This is a genomic window from Burkholderia sp. MSMB1588 (genome assembly GCF_001546925.1).
Classification (GTDB): domain Bacteria; phylum Pseudomonadota; class Gammaproteobacteria; order Burkholderiales; family Burkholderiaceae; genus Burkholderia; species Burkholderia humptydooensis.
The window spans coordinates 2,672,210-2,687,145 of record NZ_CM003770.1 but is presented as its reverse complement, the minus strand read 5'-3'; the positions used below and the strand labels follow the sequence as shown (position 1 = coordinate 2,687,145).

Here is a 14,936-nt window from a genome sequence, read left to right as displayed (position 1 = left end):
GACGGGTAGGGCGCGGGCGGCGGCGAGCCGCTTGCGCTGCATCCGTTGGTTGCGAGCGCAACGATTATCGGCGAGCCGATGCCGGGCGACGCCTCGCGATCGTCGTCGACGGAGCGCGCTTCGCCGCGCCCGGTTGCGTTCGCGTTCTGCTCGCCGTTCGGGCGCGCCGCCTGTTGTTCGTCGCGGTCGCCGCTGTCCCCGATTCGCGGCGGCGGCTTTCCCGAACGCGATTGCGCGCGGCCTGACGCCGTGCGCGATCGCGCGCATCAGCGCGCATCAGATCAGCCCGCGCGCCGACGCGAAATAAGTCAACTGAATCCGGTTCGCGACGCCGAAGCGTTTGCGCAGCTTGCGCAGATGGTAGTCGACGTTGTGCGCGCTGGTGTCGAGCCGCCGGCCGATCTCCTTGTCGGATGCGCCTTCGGCGATGCCGACGAGCAATTCGCGCTCGAACGGCGTGAGGCGCTCGGCCGCGCGCTCGCGCGCCGACGCGATCAACTGCGGCGCCGCGAACCGGTGCACGGACAAACCGAGCGACAGCACCTGCTCGAGCGTCGTCGACGAGATCCAGTCGCGCGAGCGGCGCGGCGCGGTGAAGCTCGCGAACGCATGCACGCGCGTGCCCGGCACGGGCATCGAATACATCACGCCGCTGCACATGTCGTCGTCGTGCATCACGCGCAGGAAGCCGTCGAGCGCATCCGCATTCGAGCCGTGCGCCGCGTGATCGCGCGCGAGCTGCCGCAGATCCCAGACGACGGGCATGCTCGACGCGCGCGTGCCGAGCATCCGCGGATCGATGTCGTGATGGCGGCGGCGCACGTAATCGCCGCGATACGCGGCAGGCGTGAACGCTTCGTGCAGGTACAGGCATTCGGCGGCGTCGCGCGTGAACTCGAGCGCGAAATAGGCGAACGTCGCGAAGCCCATCAGCCGCAGCAGGCTTGTCGCGATGCGGCCGCACTCGGCGGTGCCGCGCGCGCTCGCGAGCATTTCCGCGACGCCCAGGCGCGGCGCGAAGCGCGGCTCGGCGTCGGCCGCGCGTCTCGCGTGGCCGCACCAGACGACGTCGATCGTCTGCGCGTCGCGCGTCGTGCCGCCCGGATTCACGTGCGACACGGGACGCGCGACTGCCGCGACGGCGGCGACTTCCTGCACTGCAATGTCCGACATGACGAAAAACCTCGCGGCGGTGGTCCGGTGCCGTTCGATCGAACGGACGGACGCGGTGTGCGATCGCAACGTGTACGCTCGTGACGAACGCGTATGCGGCCTGCTCGCTCGCGACGCGAGCGGCTGCGACGAGCGCGTTCACGTTCGCGCTTGCTGCGTCTGCGGCGCGGGTGCGCTCCGTCGCGCGCGTCGCCAACGCGCATTCGCATCCGGCATCGAGACGTCGCGCGCCGCGCCCGAGTCGCGAGCGAAGGCATTGTACAAAGCGGCACGCTTGCGCGTAATATCTTGTAATACTAACCGCGCTCGGCAGCGAGACGAAAGCGCGAATCAAAGACCACTTGCTTGCCGGGGTTCCTGCGCAACAGCATCACGAACACAAGAAGCCGGCTTTCCCCCATGACAATTGCTGACAGCGCGCCGCGCATCGAATGGTTTTCGCATGCCGAGCTCGCCGCATCGCGCGGCGGATTCGCCCCGCGCGACACGCATCCTCCCGTTTCCTCGTTCGCCGTATTGCCCGATGGGCCGCGTCGCGCGGCGTTCGACGTCGCGAACTGCGATGCGCGCCTGCGCGCGGTCGGCTTCACGACGCTCTGCTACGGCGCGTTCGAGCTGATCGGCCAGCAGATGCTCGCCGCATATCTGTTGCGCGATTTCGCGCCCGTGTCGTTCTTGCGCGCGTACGTCGAAGGCCGGCTGTTCGAAGTCGATCCGCGCTTCGCCGAATGGCGGCAGGGCGTTTCGCCGATCGCGTGGCGGCTCGACGAGCTCGACGCACATGCGCGCCGCACGGGCGAGCGGCGCATGCACGCGCTCGTGAATTCGTTGCGTGCGCATGCAATGCACAGCGGCGTGATCTTCTGCTGGCCGGTGCCGCATCTCGATCTGCGCGTCGTGGTGAGCCTCGCGTCGGAGGCGCACGACGGTTCGCTCGACGATCGGGTGATCGGCTGCGCGCTCGCGCTCAGCCTCGACTTGCATCGCGCCGCGCAGCCGCATCTCGATGCGCGCGTCGGCGGCGCGCGCGCGTTCGTGCTCGAGAACGACGAGGCGGCGGTGCTCGAGCGGCTCGTGCACGGCCTGTCCGATCAGGAAATCGCGAACGCGCTCAGCACGTCGCTGCATCGCGTCGGCGCGCAGATCCGCATGCTCGAAAAACGCTTCAATGCGCGCAACCGCGCGCAGCTCGCGTATCTTGCGGCGCGGCGCTTGCGCGGATGACGAAGCGTGCATCGGACGCAAGTTGGATGATGCGGCGCAACAGACTGGCGCATCGTATACAAAACCGTTTACGGGCGAATTAATTTTTCACTATAAAAAAATGTCCGCCGCAAGCCGGATTAATTGACGAATATTTTCTTCGTAATATGCGCCCAACCGACGGGCGCCGGCCGCTCGTCAGGCCATACCCTTTTTCACCATTCGAACGAGAAATTCGTCATGTGCGGAATCAGCGGCTTCGTTGGCCCTGTTGCATGTGCACCGGAGACAGCCCGCGCGACCCTCGCGCGAATGACGGACAGTCTCGCGCATCGCGGCCCGGACGATACCGGTTTGTGGATTGATCCCGACGCGGGCGTCGCGCTCGGCCATCGGCGCCTGTCGATCGTCGATTTGTCCGAGCACGGGCATCAGCCGATGCTGTCTGCGTGCGGCCGCTACGCGATGACGTTCAACGGCGAGATCTACAACTTTCGCGAGTTGCGCCGCGAGCTGGAGCGCGAGCATCGCGCGCCCGAGTGGCGCGGTCATTCGGATAGCGAAGTATTGCTCGCGGCGTTCTCCGCGTGGGGGATCGATCGCGCGCTGCAAAAGGCGGCCGGAATGTTCGCGCTCGCGCTGTGGAACCGCGAATCGCGCGTGCTCACGCTCGCGCGCGATCGCGTCGGCGAGAAGCCGCTCTATTACGGGCGCATCGGCGGCTCGTTCGTGTTCGGCTCCGAGCTGAAGGCGCTGCGGCGTTTTCCCGGCTTCGACGCGCATCCGATCGACCGCGACGCGCTGTGCCTGTATCTGCGCCACGCGAGCGTGCCCGCGCCGTACACGATCTACGAAGGCATTCGCAAGCTGCCGCCAGGCACCTGCGTGCAGCTCGAGGACGTGGCCGACGAGCCCGCGCCGCGCCGCTACTGGTCGCTCGAGCGCGTGATCGCCGCGGGCCGCGCGAATCCGTTCGACGGCGATGCGAACGCCGCGGTCGCGCAGCTCGATCACGTGCTGCGCGACGCGATCGCCGAACAGTCGGTCGCCGACGTGCCGCTCGGCGCGTTCCTGTCGGGCGGCGTCGATTCGTCGGTGATCGTCGCGCTGATGCAGACGCAGACCGCGCAGCCGGTGCAGACGTTCACGATCGGCTTCCACGAGGCGGGCTACGACGAGGCGGGCTATGCGAAGGCAGTCGCGCGGCATCTCGGCACGTCGCACACCGAGCTCTACGTGAAGCCGTCCGACGTGCTCGCGATGGTCCCGCGCATGCCGTCCGTCTATGACGAGCCGTTCGCCGATTCGTCGCAGATTCCGACGCTGCTCGTCTCCGAGCTCACGCGCCGCCATGTGAAGGTGAGCCTGTCGGGCGACGGCGGCGACGAGCTGTTCGGCGGCTACACGCGCTATTTCCTGACGCCGCGCCTGTGGGGGCGGCTGCGCCGCGTGCCGGCCGCGGTGCGGATGCGGATCGCGGCCGCGCTGCACGCGCTGCGGCCCGACCATGCGGACCAGATCGCCGCGCTCGTGCAGGGCGTATGGAGCGGGTCCGCGCAGCGCGACGCGTCGCCGCGCGTCGGCGACCGCCTGCACAAGCTCGCGAACGTGATGACGGCCGACAGCCGCACGTCGCTGTACCGGCTGCTGATGTCGTCGGTCCATCATCCGGAGCGCTTCACGCTCGCGGGGCACGAGCCGCAGACGCTGATCGACACGCCGGGCGCGTGGCCCGCCGGGCTCTCGTTCGCCGAGCAGGCGATGGCCGTCGACACGCTCACGTACCTGCCCACCGACATCCTGACGAAGGTCGACCGCGCGGCGATGGCGGTGAGCCTCGAGACGCGGATGCCGTTTCTCGATCATCGCGTCGTCGAGTTCGCGTGGCGGCTGCCGGAGGCGCTGCGCATCCCGGACGGGCAGGACAAGTGGCTGCTGCGCAAGCTGCTGTACCGCTACGTGCCGCGGCCGCTGATCGACCGGCCGAAGCAGGGCTTCTGCGCGCCCGTCGGCGCGTGGCTGCGCGGCGAGCTGAGCGACTGGGCGGCGGAGCTGCTGCGCCCCGCGCGCCTGCGCGACGAAGGCTATCTCGACGCGACGCGCGTCGAGCGGCTGTGGCGCCAGCACCAGTCGGGCCGGATGAACTGGCAGCATCCGCTCTGGACGGTGCTGATGTTCCAGGCGTGGCTCGAGCGGCAGCGCGCCGGGTAGGCCGCCGCCGCGCGAACGAACGCGTTTCGCGCGGCGGCGCGCGCCGCGTTCAGTGGTATTCGGCGACGAGCGCGAGGTGCGGCGCGGCGGCCGGACGGGCGAGCGGCGCGTGCTGCTCGTCGTGCGGCTCGACGCGCGTCGTCGCCGTGCCGAACAGCACGAGCCGGTAGCCGATCGAATAGACCGGAATGATCCGCATGTTCTTGTCGAAATCGAGGCCGAGCTTCGAGCGGATGCGCGACACGTGCGTGTCGAGCGTGCGCGACGACACCGCGAGCTCGCGGCCCCACACCGCTTCCTGGATCGCCTGGCGCGACACGACCTTGTTCATGTTGTCGAGCAGGAATTCGACGACGTCGAATTCGCGCGGGGTCAGGCTGACTGGCTCGCCGTCGATCTCGATGATGCGGCGGACGAAGTTGATCTTGATGTTGTCGATGTACAGATACTTGCAATCCATGATGATCCTCGTGATTCGCAGATGAATGGGCGAACGGCACGAGGAGCGTTACTGCAAGTGTCGGGCCAGGCTGGCGAGATGCAGCGGTCAAACGGCATCAAAGGTCTTTTTTATCGCTCAAGTGCATGAATCGAAAGCGTTTTCGGGTGGCGGCGCGTGGCCTGCGGTAGCGCCGGAAATGTAACAATCTGAAACCGTTTGAAGGTGTGTTACGTAGCACGGACGTTTGCGTTACGTCTGTGCGACCGGCGACGTAACGTGCGGCGGAGCGATTGGGGCGGGCGGCGGGCGCCGCCCATCGCCCATCGCCCCCCGCCCGTCAAGCCGCCGCTTCTCCGGCGGCCGGGAACGGCAGCGCGTAGTGCCGCTTGCCCGTCGCCGCGAAGATCGCGTTCGCGACGGCGGGGCCGATCGGCGCGACGCCCGGCTCGCCGACGCCCGTCGGCGCCTCGCCCGACGGCACGATGTGCACCTCGACCTTCGGCATCTCGGCGATCCGCAGCACGCGGTAGCCGTCGAAGTTGTTCTGCTCGACCTTGCCGTCCTTTAGCGTGATCGCGCCGTGCAGCACCGCGCCGAGCCCGAAGCCGATGCCGCCTTCCATCTGCGCGGCGATCACGTCCGGATTGATCGCGGTGCCGCAGTCGACCGCGCAGACGACGCGCTCGACCTTCACGGCGCCGTGCTCGTCCACCGACACCTCGGCGACCTGCGCGACGTAGCTCCTGAACGCCTCGGCGACCGCGATCCCACGTCCGCGGCCCTTCGGCAGCGGCTTTGCCGGGTCCCAGCCGGCCTTCCCGGCGGCGAGCTCGAGCACGGCCTTCAGGCGCGGCGCGTGCGCGAGCAGGTCGCGGCGGAACAGGTACGGGTCCTTGCCCGCCGCGTGCGCGGCCTCGTCGACGAACGCTTCGACCGCATACGCGGTGTGCGAGCTGCCGACGACGCGCCACCACAGCACCGGCACGCCGGCCTTCGTCGTCGTCAGCTCGACCGATACGTTCGGAATCGCATACGGCAGGTTCGCCGCGCCCTCGACCGACGTCTGGTCGATCCCGTTCTTCACCATCACCGCCTCGAACGGCGTGCCGGCGAGGATCGACTGGCCGACGATCCGATGCCGCCAGCCGACGAGCTTGCCGTCCTTCGAAAGCGCCGCGTCGAGCTTGTGGAAGTACATCGGACGATAGAGGCCGCCGTGGATGTCGTCCTCGCGCGTCCATTGCAGCTTGACGGGCGTGCCGTTCGCGCCGAGCGCCTTCGCGATCGACACGGCCTCGACGACATAGTCCGACCACGCGTTCGCGCGCCGGCCGAAGCTGCCGCCCGCATACAGAGTATGAATCCTGACCTGCGACGGATCGAGCCCCGCGACGCGCGCCGCGTTGCCCTGGTCGATCGTCTGGAACTGATCGCCCGCCCAGATCTCACAACTGTCGGCCGTCAGCTTGACGACCGCGTCGAGCGGCTCCATCGGCGCGTGCGCGAGATACGGAAACTCGTACGATGCGGAGATCCGCTTCGCCGCGCCGGCGAGCGCGTGGTCGGCGTCGCCGTCGCGGCGCGCGGACGCGCCCGGGCGCTCGGCGAGCTGCCGGTACTCGCGCATGATCGCGTCGGAGCTGCGCTTCTCCGCGTTCGAATCGTCCCATTCGACCTTCAGCGCGTCGCGGCCCTGTTTCGCGGCCCAGAAGCCCTTCGCGACGACCGCGACGCCGCGCTCGACCTGCACGACCGACACGACGCCCGGCACCGCCTTCGCGGCGCTCGCGTCGAACGACTTCACCTTGCCGCCGAAGACGGGCGGGCGCTGCAGCAGCGCGACGAGCATGCCGGGCATCGTCACGTCGATCGTGAACTGCGCGGTGCCGTCGGATTTCGCGAGCGCGTCGACGCGCGGCACCGGCTTGCCGATCAGCCGGAAATCAGCCGGCGACTTCAGCGTGACCTTCTCCGGCACGGGCAGCGCGGCCGCGGCCGCCGCGAGCGAGCCGTAGGTCGCCTCGCGGCCGCTCGCCGCATGGCGCACGGCGCCGTCGCCCGTCGTCAGCTCGGCGGCGGGCACGTTCCACTGCGCGGCGGCCGCCGCTACGAGCATCGCGCGCGCCTTCGCGCCCGCCTCGCGCAACTGCATCCACGAGTTCGCCATCGCCGAGCTGCCGCCCGTGCCCTGCAGCTTGCCGAACTGCAGGTTCGCGTAGCGCGATGCGTCGGCGGGCGCGCTTTCGACGCGCACGTCGCGCCAGTTCGCGTCGAGCTCTTCGGCGACGATCGTCGCGATGCCGGTGTACGCGCCCTGGCCCATCTCGACGTGCTTCGCGATCACGGTCACGCTGTTGTCCGGCGCGACGCGCAGGAACGCGTTCGGCGCGAACGCGCCGGCTGCGCCTGCATCGGCGGCGGGGGCGGTGGCGGCGAGCGCCGGGCGGCCCGCGTCGCGCCATTCGAAGCCGATCGTGAGGCCAACGGCCGCGGCGGCGCCGGCGGCCTTCAGGAATGTGCGGCGGGACGCGCGCACCGCATTCGGGAGATCGAGGTCGGTCGTCATCGTCAGGCCTTCAGGGTGGCGGCCGCTTCGTGAATCGCGGCGCGGATGCGGGTGTAGGTCGCGCAACGGCAGATGTTGCCGTTCATCGCGGCGTCGATGTCGGCGTCGGTGGGCGCCGGGTTCTGTTCGAGGAGCGCGGTCGCCGACATGATCTGGCCGGACTGGCAGTAGCCGCACTGCGGCACCTGCAGCTTGACCCATGCGGCCTGGACGGCCTTCGCGGGCTTGCTCGCGAGCCCTTCGACCGTCGTCACGCGCTTGCCGGCGACGGCTGCGAGCGGCAGCACGCACGAGCGCACCGCCTGGCCTTCGAGATGCACGGTGCACGCGCCGCATTGCGCGGCGCCGCAGCCGAATTTCGTGCCGTGCAGGCCCGCGTCTTCGCGGATCGCCCAGAGGAGCGGCATCGCGGGATCGGCGTCCAGCGTCAGATTCTTGCCGTTCAGCACAAACGAGGTAGACATGGACAATCTCCGTGGGGGAATGCCCGGACTTGGCGCCGGGTGATAGCCGGCAGTGTGAGGGACGGACCGCCGTTGCGTTTACACAATCCTGCAAAAATATTGAACAATCCTGCAAATCCCGAGCGCGGTGGGCGGCCGCCGCGTCGCCCGCATCCGCGCCTGCTACGATCACGACTCCAACGCTCGCTCATTGCCGATGGATCAGCGCTACGCTCCACTCGAATCCGCCGCGCACGCGGCGTCTCCCCCGGCCGATGCGCGGCTGCCGTCGCTCGCGCCGCGCGAGGCCGCGCGCCGCGAGCTCGCCGCGCTGATCGACCGCTTCGCGCCCGCCGACGGCGCGCACCCGAGCGCGATTCCCGCGCTGTCGTTCTTCCGCTGCTCGTCGCCCGTCGACCTCGGCTGCAGCGTCACGCGCGCCGCGTTCGTGTTCGCCGCGCAGGGCGCGAAGCGGGTGACGGTCGCGGGGCAGGCATACGAATACGATCATCAGCAGTGCCTCGTCACGTCGGTCGATCTGCCGATGCTGTCGCAGGTCACGCGCGCGTCGGCCGATGCGCCGTATCTGTGCGTGAAGATCGCGCTCGACGTGCAGCGCATCGCCGAACTCGCGGCCGAGATGCGGATGCCGCCGCCGGACGCGGTGCCGACGGGCGAGGGGATCGCCGTCGGCGCGCTGTCCGAGCCGCTCTTCGACGCGGCGCTGCGGCTCGTGCGATTGCTCGATACTCCAGGCGACATTCCGATCCTCGCGCCGCTGATCGAAAAGGAACTGCTGTACCGGCTGCTGACGAGCGGGCAGGGCGCGCGGCTGCGGCATATCGCGGTCGCGGGCAGCCAGACGTACCGGATCGCGCGCGCGATCGAATGGCTCCGCGATCATTACGCGGAGCCGCTCAGGGTCGAGACGCTCGCGCAGCAGGTGAACATGAGCGTGTCGTCGCTGCATCATCACTTCAAGCACGTGACGACGCTGAGCCCGCTCCAGTATCAAAAGCAACTGCGGCTGCACGAGGCGCGCCGGCTGCTGCTCGGCCAGCACGGCGACGTCGGCTCGGTCGCGCTCAGGGTCGGGTACGACAGCCCGTCGCAGTTCAGCCGCGAGTACAGCCGGCTGTTCGGCGCGCCGCCGTTGCGCGACGTCGTGCAGTTGAGGCGCCGCGACGGGACGGGCGTCCAGGAGTGATGCGCGCGGCGAGTGGCGGCCGGCGCGTGGCGTGAGACACCGGTCTCGGTTCGGCATGCGCAGCGCGCGGCGAGGGACGCTCGTCTCATGCGGTCCGCGCGATCGTGCGCATGCCCGCATGTGCGCGCGCGATGCGCACGCGGGCGAAGCGGCGGTTCCGGCGCGAATGAGGCAATGAACATGAATACGGACATCGAAATGAATTCCGACCTCGAAACGGCTGTCGGCGTGGCGCGCGAGTTCTGGCGCTTGATGGGCACGAACGATTTTCATGCGGTCGCGGCGGTGCTCGCCGACGACTTCGTGCTCGACTGGCCGCAATCGAACGAGCGCATTCGCGGCGCCCGAAATTTCGCGATGCTGAATAGCGAATACCCGGCGCACGGGCCATGGACGTTTACGATCGGCCGGATGATCGGCGACGCGCACGAGGCCGTGTCCGACGTGTCCGTCACGGACGGCGTCCAGCGCGCGCGGGCGATTTCGTTCTTCACGGTGGTGCATCGGAAGATTGCGCGCATCGTCGAGTTCTGGCCCGAGCCATACGCCGCGCCCTACGATCGCTCGCATCTCGTCGAGCGGATCGATTGAGCGAAACGATCAAGCGAACGGATAGGGTGGTGCGCGTGCCGAAGCGTGCGACGCGCGTCGCAAAAAATCAGGCGGCTGCCTGACGGCGGCCCGCCGGGCGAATCAGGGATCGCTACGCCGCGCTCATGCCGTGCTCACGCCGCGCGCACGAACGCCGAACATACGAGCGCCGGCCACTGGGTCGACGATACAAAACGGCGTTCGCCTGTTTCGCGAACGCCATGCTTGACGTGATGTGTCGTGGTGGTTCGGAGGTCCGCTGCCGATCGGTGCACCGATTCGAAACCGGCCGCGCGTGCGAGCCGCGCTGCTCAACGTCCGGCTCAGTTCGGCCACACGTGCGCCGCGCTCAGCGCACGACGGTGAATCCCTGATGCTCGGGCTGGATCGACGCCGAATCGACCGCTTGCAGGCGCCACGCGCCTTGCGGGTTCTCGCCGCCGAGGACCGCGTCGCCATGCTCTTCGTCGGACGAACGCTCTACGTTCGAGAACGACAGCCCTTGCAGCCGGCACAGCGCTTCGCCGCTGTCGGCCGAGCACAGCGCAACCGCGCCTTCGACGTCCTTCACCTTGCCCCACGTCGGCAGATCGATGCCCTGATGCGCTTCGCGCGACCACAGTTGCTCGTCGGTGTCGAGCCACAGGACCGCGAATTGCTGCGCAGAGGAACCGCTGCCGTTGATTCGAATGGTGAGGCGCATGCTTCGTCTCCTTTCGAAGGTTAGCCGGTGAGCTTTCTCAGTCTAGGTGGATTGACACGGAACGCAAGCGGCGTCACAAAAAGATCGACGCGGATCGCGTTGCGCGGCATTGGGCGGCGCGTGCGAAACGGTTGCGCATAGCGTGCCGTGAACGGGCTTGTCTGCGCAATCAGGTGTTTTCATGAGCGATGCGTGCGCACGCACGTCATGTCGGCCCGATTGCATCGCGTTATCGGGCGCGTCGATTTGCCGCGCGCACGCGGTTGCGCGCGTCGCCAAAGCAGCTTGTGCGATGCGCATTTTCCGGGGTCCGGAATAACGTTTCCCGAATCGATCGGTTGGTCGCGGCAAGCCCCGTTGATAGATTGGTCCCTTGTTCTTCAACGGAGACACGCATGTCCGCGATCTATGAGACGGCCGTCCAAACCGCGCGCGGCGAGCCCGCGCGAGACGCGCATCTAATCGCGAGCGACGCCGAGGCGATCGACGCCGCGCGCGCGCTCGCCGAGCGGCTCGCGCCAGGCGCGGCCGAGCGCGATCGCGAGCGCAGGCTGCCCTACGACGAAATCGACTGGTTCTCGCAATCGGGCCTCTGGGCGATCACGGTGCCGAAGGCGTATGGCGGCGCGGGCGTGTCGCACGTGACGCTGACCGAGGTCGTGAAGCGCGTCGCGGCCGCGGACCCGTCGCTCGGCCAACTGCCGCAGAACCACTTCGGCCTCGTCGACGTGATCGCGCTCACGGGCACCGACGAGCAGAAGCGCTTCTTCTTCGGCGAGATTCTGAAGGGCAAGCGATTCGGTAACGGCTTCTCGGAGAAGGGCACGAAGAACGTGCTCGACCTGAAGACGAAAGTGATTCGCGACGGCGACGGCTATCGCGTCGACGGCACGAAGTTCTATTCGACGGGCGCGCTGTTCGCGCATTACGTGCCGGTGCTCGGGATCGACGACGATCGCAAGGGCTGGCTCGCGTACATTCCGAAGGGCACGCCCGGGCTCTCGGTGATCGACGACTGGTCGGGCTTCGGCCAGCGGACGACCGCGAGCGGCACGGTCAGGCTCGACAACGTGCGCGTGCCGGCGTCGCATGTGTTTGCCGCGCACCGCGTGTCGGATCAGCCGACGCTGAACGGCCCGCTGTCGCAGATCATTCAGGCGGCGATCGACGCGGGCATCGCGCACGCGGCGCTCGACGACACGCTGCGCTTCGTGCGCGAGCGCTCGCGGCCGTGGATCGACAGCGGCGTCGAGCGCGCGGCCGACGATCCGCTGACGATTCGCGAGACGGGCAGCCTCGTGATCCAGTTGCACGCGGCCGATGCGCTGCTCGAACGCGCGGCGCGCACGCTCGATGCGCTCGCCGCGCAACGCGAAGTCTCCGAGGACGACGTCGCGTGCGCATCGGTTGCGGTGGGCGAGGCGAAGGTGTTGACGACCGAGATCGCGCTGCTCGCGAGCGAGAAGCTGTTCGAGCTCGCCGGCACGCAGGCGACGCTCGCCGAGCACGGCCTCGACCGCCACTGGCGCAACGCGCGCACGCATACGCTGCACGACCCGGTGCGCTGGAAATATCACCTCGTCGGCAACTACTATCTGAACGGCGTCGCGCCCGCGCGCCACGCATGGAACTGAGCCGATGAACGCGATCACGCAACCGGCCGTCGCGCGTGCGGCGCGACGGATTTCGAGCGACGCCGACGCGCTCGACGCGGCCCGCGCGTTCGCGGCGACGATCGCGCCCGACGCCGCCGCGCGCGATCGCGAGCGCCGCCTGCCGCACGCTGAGCTCGACGCGTATTCGGCAACGGGCCTCTGGGGCATCGCGGTGCCGCGCGAATTCGGCGGCGCGGCGGTGTCGGCGGCGACGCTCGCGGAGGTCACGGCGATCGTGTCGGAGGCCGATCCCGCGATCGGCCAGATTCCGCAGAACCATTTCTTCATGCTCGAAGTGCTGCGCGTGAACGGCACGCGCGCGCAGCAGCGCTTCTACTTCGAGCGCGCGCTCGCGGGCGAGCGCTTCGGCAACGCGCTGTCCGAGCGCGGCACGAAGCACGTGCGCGACTACCGGACGACGATCACGCCCGACGGCGCGGGCTTCCGGCTCAACGGCCGCAAGTTCTATTCGACGGGCGCGCTCTTCGCGCACTGGATTCCGGTCGTCGCGAAGGACGCGAACGACCGGCTGCACGTCGCGTTCGCGCCGGCGCACGCGCCGGGCCTCACGGTCGACGACGACTGGAACGGCTTCGGCCAGCGCACGACAGGCAGCGGCACGACGCGGCTCGACGACGTGTATGTCGACGCATCGGCCGTCGTGCCGTACAGCGACGCGTTCGACGCGAAGCCGACGCCGGTCGGCCCGCTCGGCCAACTGCTGCACGCGGCCGTCGATCTCGGCATCGCGCGCGCCGCGTTCGCCGACGCGCGCCGCTTCGTGCGCGAACGCGCGCGGCCGTGGATCGACAGCGGCGTCGCGCGCGCGAGCGACGATCCGCTCGCGCTCGAGATCTTCGGCAGGCTCGCGGTCGACCTCGACGCGGCCGGCGCGCTGACCGAGCGCGCGGGCATGCGCGTGGACGCGGCGATCGACGATGCGAACGAGCGCACGGTCGCGGCCGCGTCGATCGCGGTCGCGAAGGCGCGCGCGGCGACGACCGAGATCGCGCTCGCGGCGTCGTCGCGCCTCGTCGAGCTCGCGGGCACGCAGGGCACGCTCGCCGAGCACGCGCTCGATCGCCACTGGCGCAATGCGCGCACGCACACGCTGCACGATCCGGTGCGCTGGAAATACATCGCGATCGCCGATTACTACCTGAACGACGCGCTGCCGCCGCGCCACGGCGCGTTGTGACGCGATAGCTGCGCATCGACCGAATCGAGAGAACGCTTCACCATGACCCGACAGATCCGTTTCAACGCCTTCGACATGAACTGCGTCGGCCATCAGTCGCCGGGGCTCTGGGCGCATCCGCGCGACGAGTCGTGGCGCTATCGCGAACTGAGCTACTGGACCGGGCTCGCGCAACTGCTGGAGCGCGGCAAGTTCGATGGCCTGTTCATCGCCGACGTGCTCGGCATCTACGACGTCTATCAGGGCAGCGGCGAAGCGGCGATCCGGCAGGGCGCGCAGGTGCCCGTCAACGATCCGATCCTGCTCGTGTCCGCGATGGCGGCCGCGACGCGGCATCTCGGCTTCGGCGTCACGTGCTCGCTGTCGTATGAGCATCCGTATCCGTTCGCGCGGCGCATGTCGACGCTCGATCATCTGACGGGCGGGCGCGTCGGCTGGAACGTCGTCACGTCGTACCTCGACAGCGCCGCGCGCAACCTCGGGCTGCCGCAGCAGACGAATCACGACGAGCGCTACGCGATCGCCGACGAGTATCTCGAGGTCTGCTACAAGCTGTGGGAAGGCTCGTGGGAAGACGACGCCGTCGTGCGCGACGCCGCGCGCCGCGTGTTCGCCGAGCCGTCCAAGGTGCATCCGGTCGGCCATCGCGGCCGCCATTACGACGTGCCCGGCATCCATCTGTGCGAGCCGTCGCCGCAGCGCACGCCGGTGCTCTATCAGGCGGGCGCTTCCCGGCGCGGCAAGGACTTCGCCGCGCAGCATGCGGAGTGCATCTTCGTCGCCGCGCCGTCGCGCACGATCCTGAAGGCGTTCGTCGCCGACATCCGCGAGCGCGTGAAGCAGTTCGGCCGCGATCCGCGCGACGTGCTGATCTTCAACCTGCACACGGTGATCACGGGCCGCACGTCGGCCGACGCGCACGCGAAGCACGCCGACTATCGCCGCTACGCGAGCGACGAGGGCGCGCTCGCGCTGATGTCCGGCTGGACCGGGATCGATCTGTCGAAATACGACCTCGACGCGCCGCTCGAGCACGTCGAGAGCAATGCGATCCAGTCGGCCGTCGAGGCGCTGTCGAGCGCCGATCCGACGCGCCAGTGGACCGTGCGCGAGATCGCGCGCTGGGGCGGCATCGGCGGACTCGGGCCGGTGTCGGTCGGCGACGCGCGCGAGATCGCCGACGATCTGCAATCGTGGGTCGACGAGACCGACGTCGACGGCTTCAACCTCGCGTACGCGGTGACGCCGGAGACGTTCGTCGACGTCGTCGAGCTCGTCGTGCCGGAACTGCAGCGGCGCGGCGTCTATCAGACCGACTACGCGCCGGGCACGCTGCGCGAGAAGCTGCATCGCGCGGGGCCGCGGCTCGCGGCGCCGCATCCGGCCGCGCGCTATCGCGTCGGCGGCGAGCACGCGGCGGCCGAGCGGATCGCAGCGGGGGAGTGACGGCGAGCAGTCCGCGGCGTCGCCGGTCGGTCGGCGGCGATCCGAGGACGATGATCGGGCGCGCGATGCCGGGCGTCGAGTCGAGGCTCGGCGGCCGC

Annotated in this window: 12 protein-coding genes; 7 read left to right on the top strand and 5 right to left on the bottom strand. The window is 69.1% G+C overall.

Translation table 11 applies throughout. The annotated features are described in order from the left end of the window. Positions 1 to 276: 276 nt before the first annotated feature. Positions 277 to 1,173, bottom strand: a complete 897-nt coding sequence (locus tag WS92_RS11135; RefSeq protein WP_015602631.1) for a helix-turn-helix transcriptional regulator — start codon at positions 1,171 to 1,173, stop codon at positions 277 to 279. A gap of 399 nt (positions 1,174 to 1,572) precedes the next feature. On the opposite strand from WS92_RS11135, the gene WS92_RS11130 reads away from it, so the two are divergent. Further along, on the top strand, positions 1,573 to 2,397 hold the full coding sequence (locus tag WS92_RS11130; protein WP_059930292.1) for an autoinducer binding domain-containing protein: 825 nt from the start codon (positions 1,573 to 1,575) through the stop codon (positions 2,395 to 2,397). Between the two features lie 219 nt (positions 2,398 to 2,616). Beyond that, positions 2,617 to 4,587 (top strand): asparagine synthase (glutamine-hydrolyzing), encoded by a 1,971-nt coding sequence (asnB, locus tag WS92_RS11125; RefSeq protein WP_059930290.1) that lies wholly within the window; start codon positions 2,617 to 2,619, stop codon positions 4,585 to 4,587. Between the two features lie 49 nt (positions 4,588 to 4,636). Here the strand turns inward: asnB and WS92_RS11120 are convergent, their stop codons facing one another. The 3 genes from WS92_RS11120 to WS92_RS11110 form a co-directional block, all read right to left on the bottom strand. Further along, positions 4,637 to 5,047: a winged helix-turn-helix domain-containing protein gene (locus WS92_RS11120; RefSeq protein ID WP_059930288.1), complete on the bottom strand. Its 411-nt coding sequence runs from the start codon at positions 5,045 to 5,047 to the stop codon at positions 4,637 to 4,639. Between the two features lie 319 nt (positions 5,048 to 5,366). Beyond that, positions 5,367 to 7,595 carry a xanthine dehydrogenase family protein molybdopterin-binding subunit gene (locus WS92_RS11115; RefSeq protein WP_006027664.1) on the bottom strand — a complete coding sequence of 743 codons (2,229 nt, stop codon included), beginning with the start codon at positions 7,593 to 7,595 and terminating at the stop codon, positions 5,367 to 5,369. A 2-nt stretch (positions 7,596 to 7,597) separates the two neighbouring features. Continuing rightward, the gene (locus WS92_RS11110; protein ID WP_009914591.1) at positions 7,598 to 8,059 is read right to left on the bottom strand and encodes a (2Fe-2S)-binding protein; all 462 of its coding nucleotides are present in this window, start codon (positions 8,057 to 8,059) and stop codon (positions 7,598 to 7,600) included. Between the two features lie 196 nt (positions 8,060 to 8,255). Here WS92_RS11110 and WS92_RS11105 point away from each other — a divergent pair, with 196 nt between their 5' ends. Beyond that, positions 8,256 to 9,245, top strand: coding sequence for an AraC family transcriptional regulator (locus tag WS92_RS11105; RefSeq protein WP_006027662.1), 990 nt, complete (start codon positions 8,256 to 8,258; stop codon positions 9,243 to 9,245). 192 nt (positions 9,246 to 9,437) lie between these two features. Continuing rightward, entirely contained in the window at positions 9,438 to 9,836 is a 399-nt protein-coding gene (locus tag WS92_RS11100; protein WP_059930351.1) for a nuclear transport factor 2 family protein, read from the top strand. A 349-nt stretch (positions 9,837 to 10,185) separates the two neighbouring features. On the opposite strand, the gene WS92_RS11095 is transcribed toward WS92_RS11100, so the two are convergent. Then, positions 10,186 to 10,539: a DUF3564 family protein gene (locus tag WS92_RS11095; RefSeq protein WP_006027660.1), complete on the bottom strand. Its 354-nt coding sequence runs from the start codon at positions 10,537 to 10,539 to the stop codon at positions 10,186 to 10,188. 395 nt (positions 10,540 to 10,934) lie between these two features. Here WS92_RS11095 and WS92_RS11090 point away from each other — a divergent pair, with 395 nt between their 5' ends. Genes WS92_RS11090 through WS92_RS11080 form a run of 3 tightly spaced genes read left to right on the top strand, consistent with a single transcriptional unit; the run spans position 10,935 to position 14,838 of the window. Beyond that, positions 10,935 to 12,173: an SfnB family sulfur acquisition oxidoreductase gene (locus tag WS92_RS11090; protein WP_059930286.1), complete on the top strand. Its 1,239-nt coding sequence runs from the start codon at positions 10,935 to 10,937 to the stop codon at positions 12,171 to 12,173. Between the two features lie 4 nt (positions 12,174 to 12,177). Next, positions 12,178 to 13,392, top strand: a complete 1,215-nt coding sequence (locus tag WS92_RS11085; protein ID WP_059930284.1) for an SfnB family sulfur acquisition oxidoreductase — start codon at positions 12,178 to 12,180, stop codon at positions 13,390 to 13,392. A 42-nt stretch (positions 13,393 to 13,434) separates the two neighbouring features. After that, complete coding sequence (locus WS92_RS11080) at positions 13,435 to 14,838, top strand: LLM class flavin-dependent oxidoreductase (RefSeq protein ID WP_059930282.1); 1,404 nt, start codon at positions 13,435 to 13,437, stop codon at positions 14,836 to 14,838. The last annotated feature ends 98 nt before the right edge of the window (positions 14,839 to 14,936 follow it).

Excerpts from the sequence above, each read along its gene's own strand:
- WS92_RS11135 (WP_015602631.1), bottom strand. The coding sequence starts at position 1,173 with ATGTCGGACATTGCAGTGCAGGAAGTCGCCGCCGTCGCGGCAGTCGCG.
- WS92_RS11130 (WP_059930292.1), top strand. The coding sequence starts at position 1,573 with ATGACAATTGCTGACAGCGCGCCGCGCATCGAATGGTTTTCGCATGCC.
- asnB (WP_059930290.1), top strand. The coding sequence starts at position 2,617 with ATGTGCGGAATCAGCGGCTTCGTTGGCCCTGTTGCATGTGCACCGGAG.
- WS92_RS11120 (WP_059930288.1), bottom strand. The coding sequence starts at position 5,047 with ATGGATTGCAAGTATCTGTACATCGACAACATCAAGATCAACTTCGTC.
- WS92_RS11115 (WP_006027664.1), bottom strand. The coding sequence starts at position 7,595 with ATGACGACCGACCTCGATCTCCCGAATGCGGTGCGCGCGTCCCGCCGC.
- WS92_RS11110 (WP_009914591.1), bottom strand. The coding sequence starts at position 8,059 with ATGTCTACCTCGTTTGTGCTGAACGGCAAGAATCTGACGCTGGACGCC.
- WS92_RS11105 (WP_006027662.1), top strand. The coding sequence starts at position 8,256 with ATGGATCAGCGCTACGCTCCACTCGAATCCGCCGCGCACGCGGCGTCT.
- WS92_RS11095 (WP_006027660.1), bottom strand. The coding sequence starts at position 10,539 with ATGCGCCTCACCATTCGAATCAACGGCAGCGGTTCCTCTGCGCAGCAA.
- WS92_RS11090 (WP_059930286.1), top strand. The coding sequence starts at position 10,935 with ATGTCCGCGATCTATGAGACGGCCGTCCAAACCGCGCGCGGCGAGCCC.
- WS92_RS11085 (WP_059930284.1), top strand. The coding sequence starts at position 12,178 with ATGAACGCGATCACGCAACCGGCCGTCGCGCGTGCGGCGCGACGGATT.
- WS92_RS11080 (WP_059930282.1), top strand. The coding sequence starts at position 13,435 with ATGACCCGACAGATCCGTTTCAACGCCTTCGACATGAACTGCGTCGGC.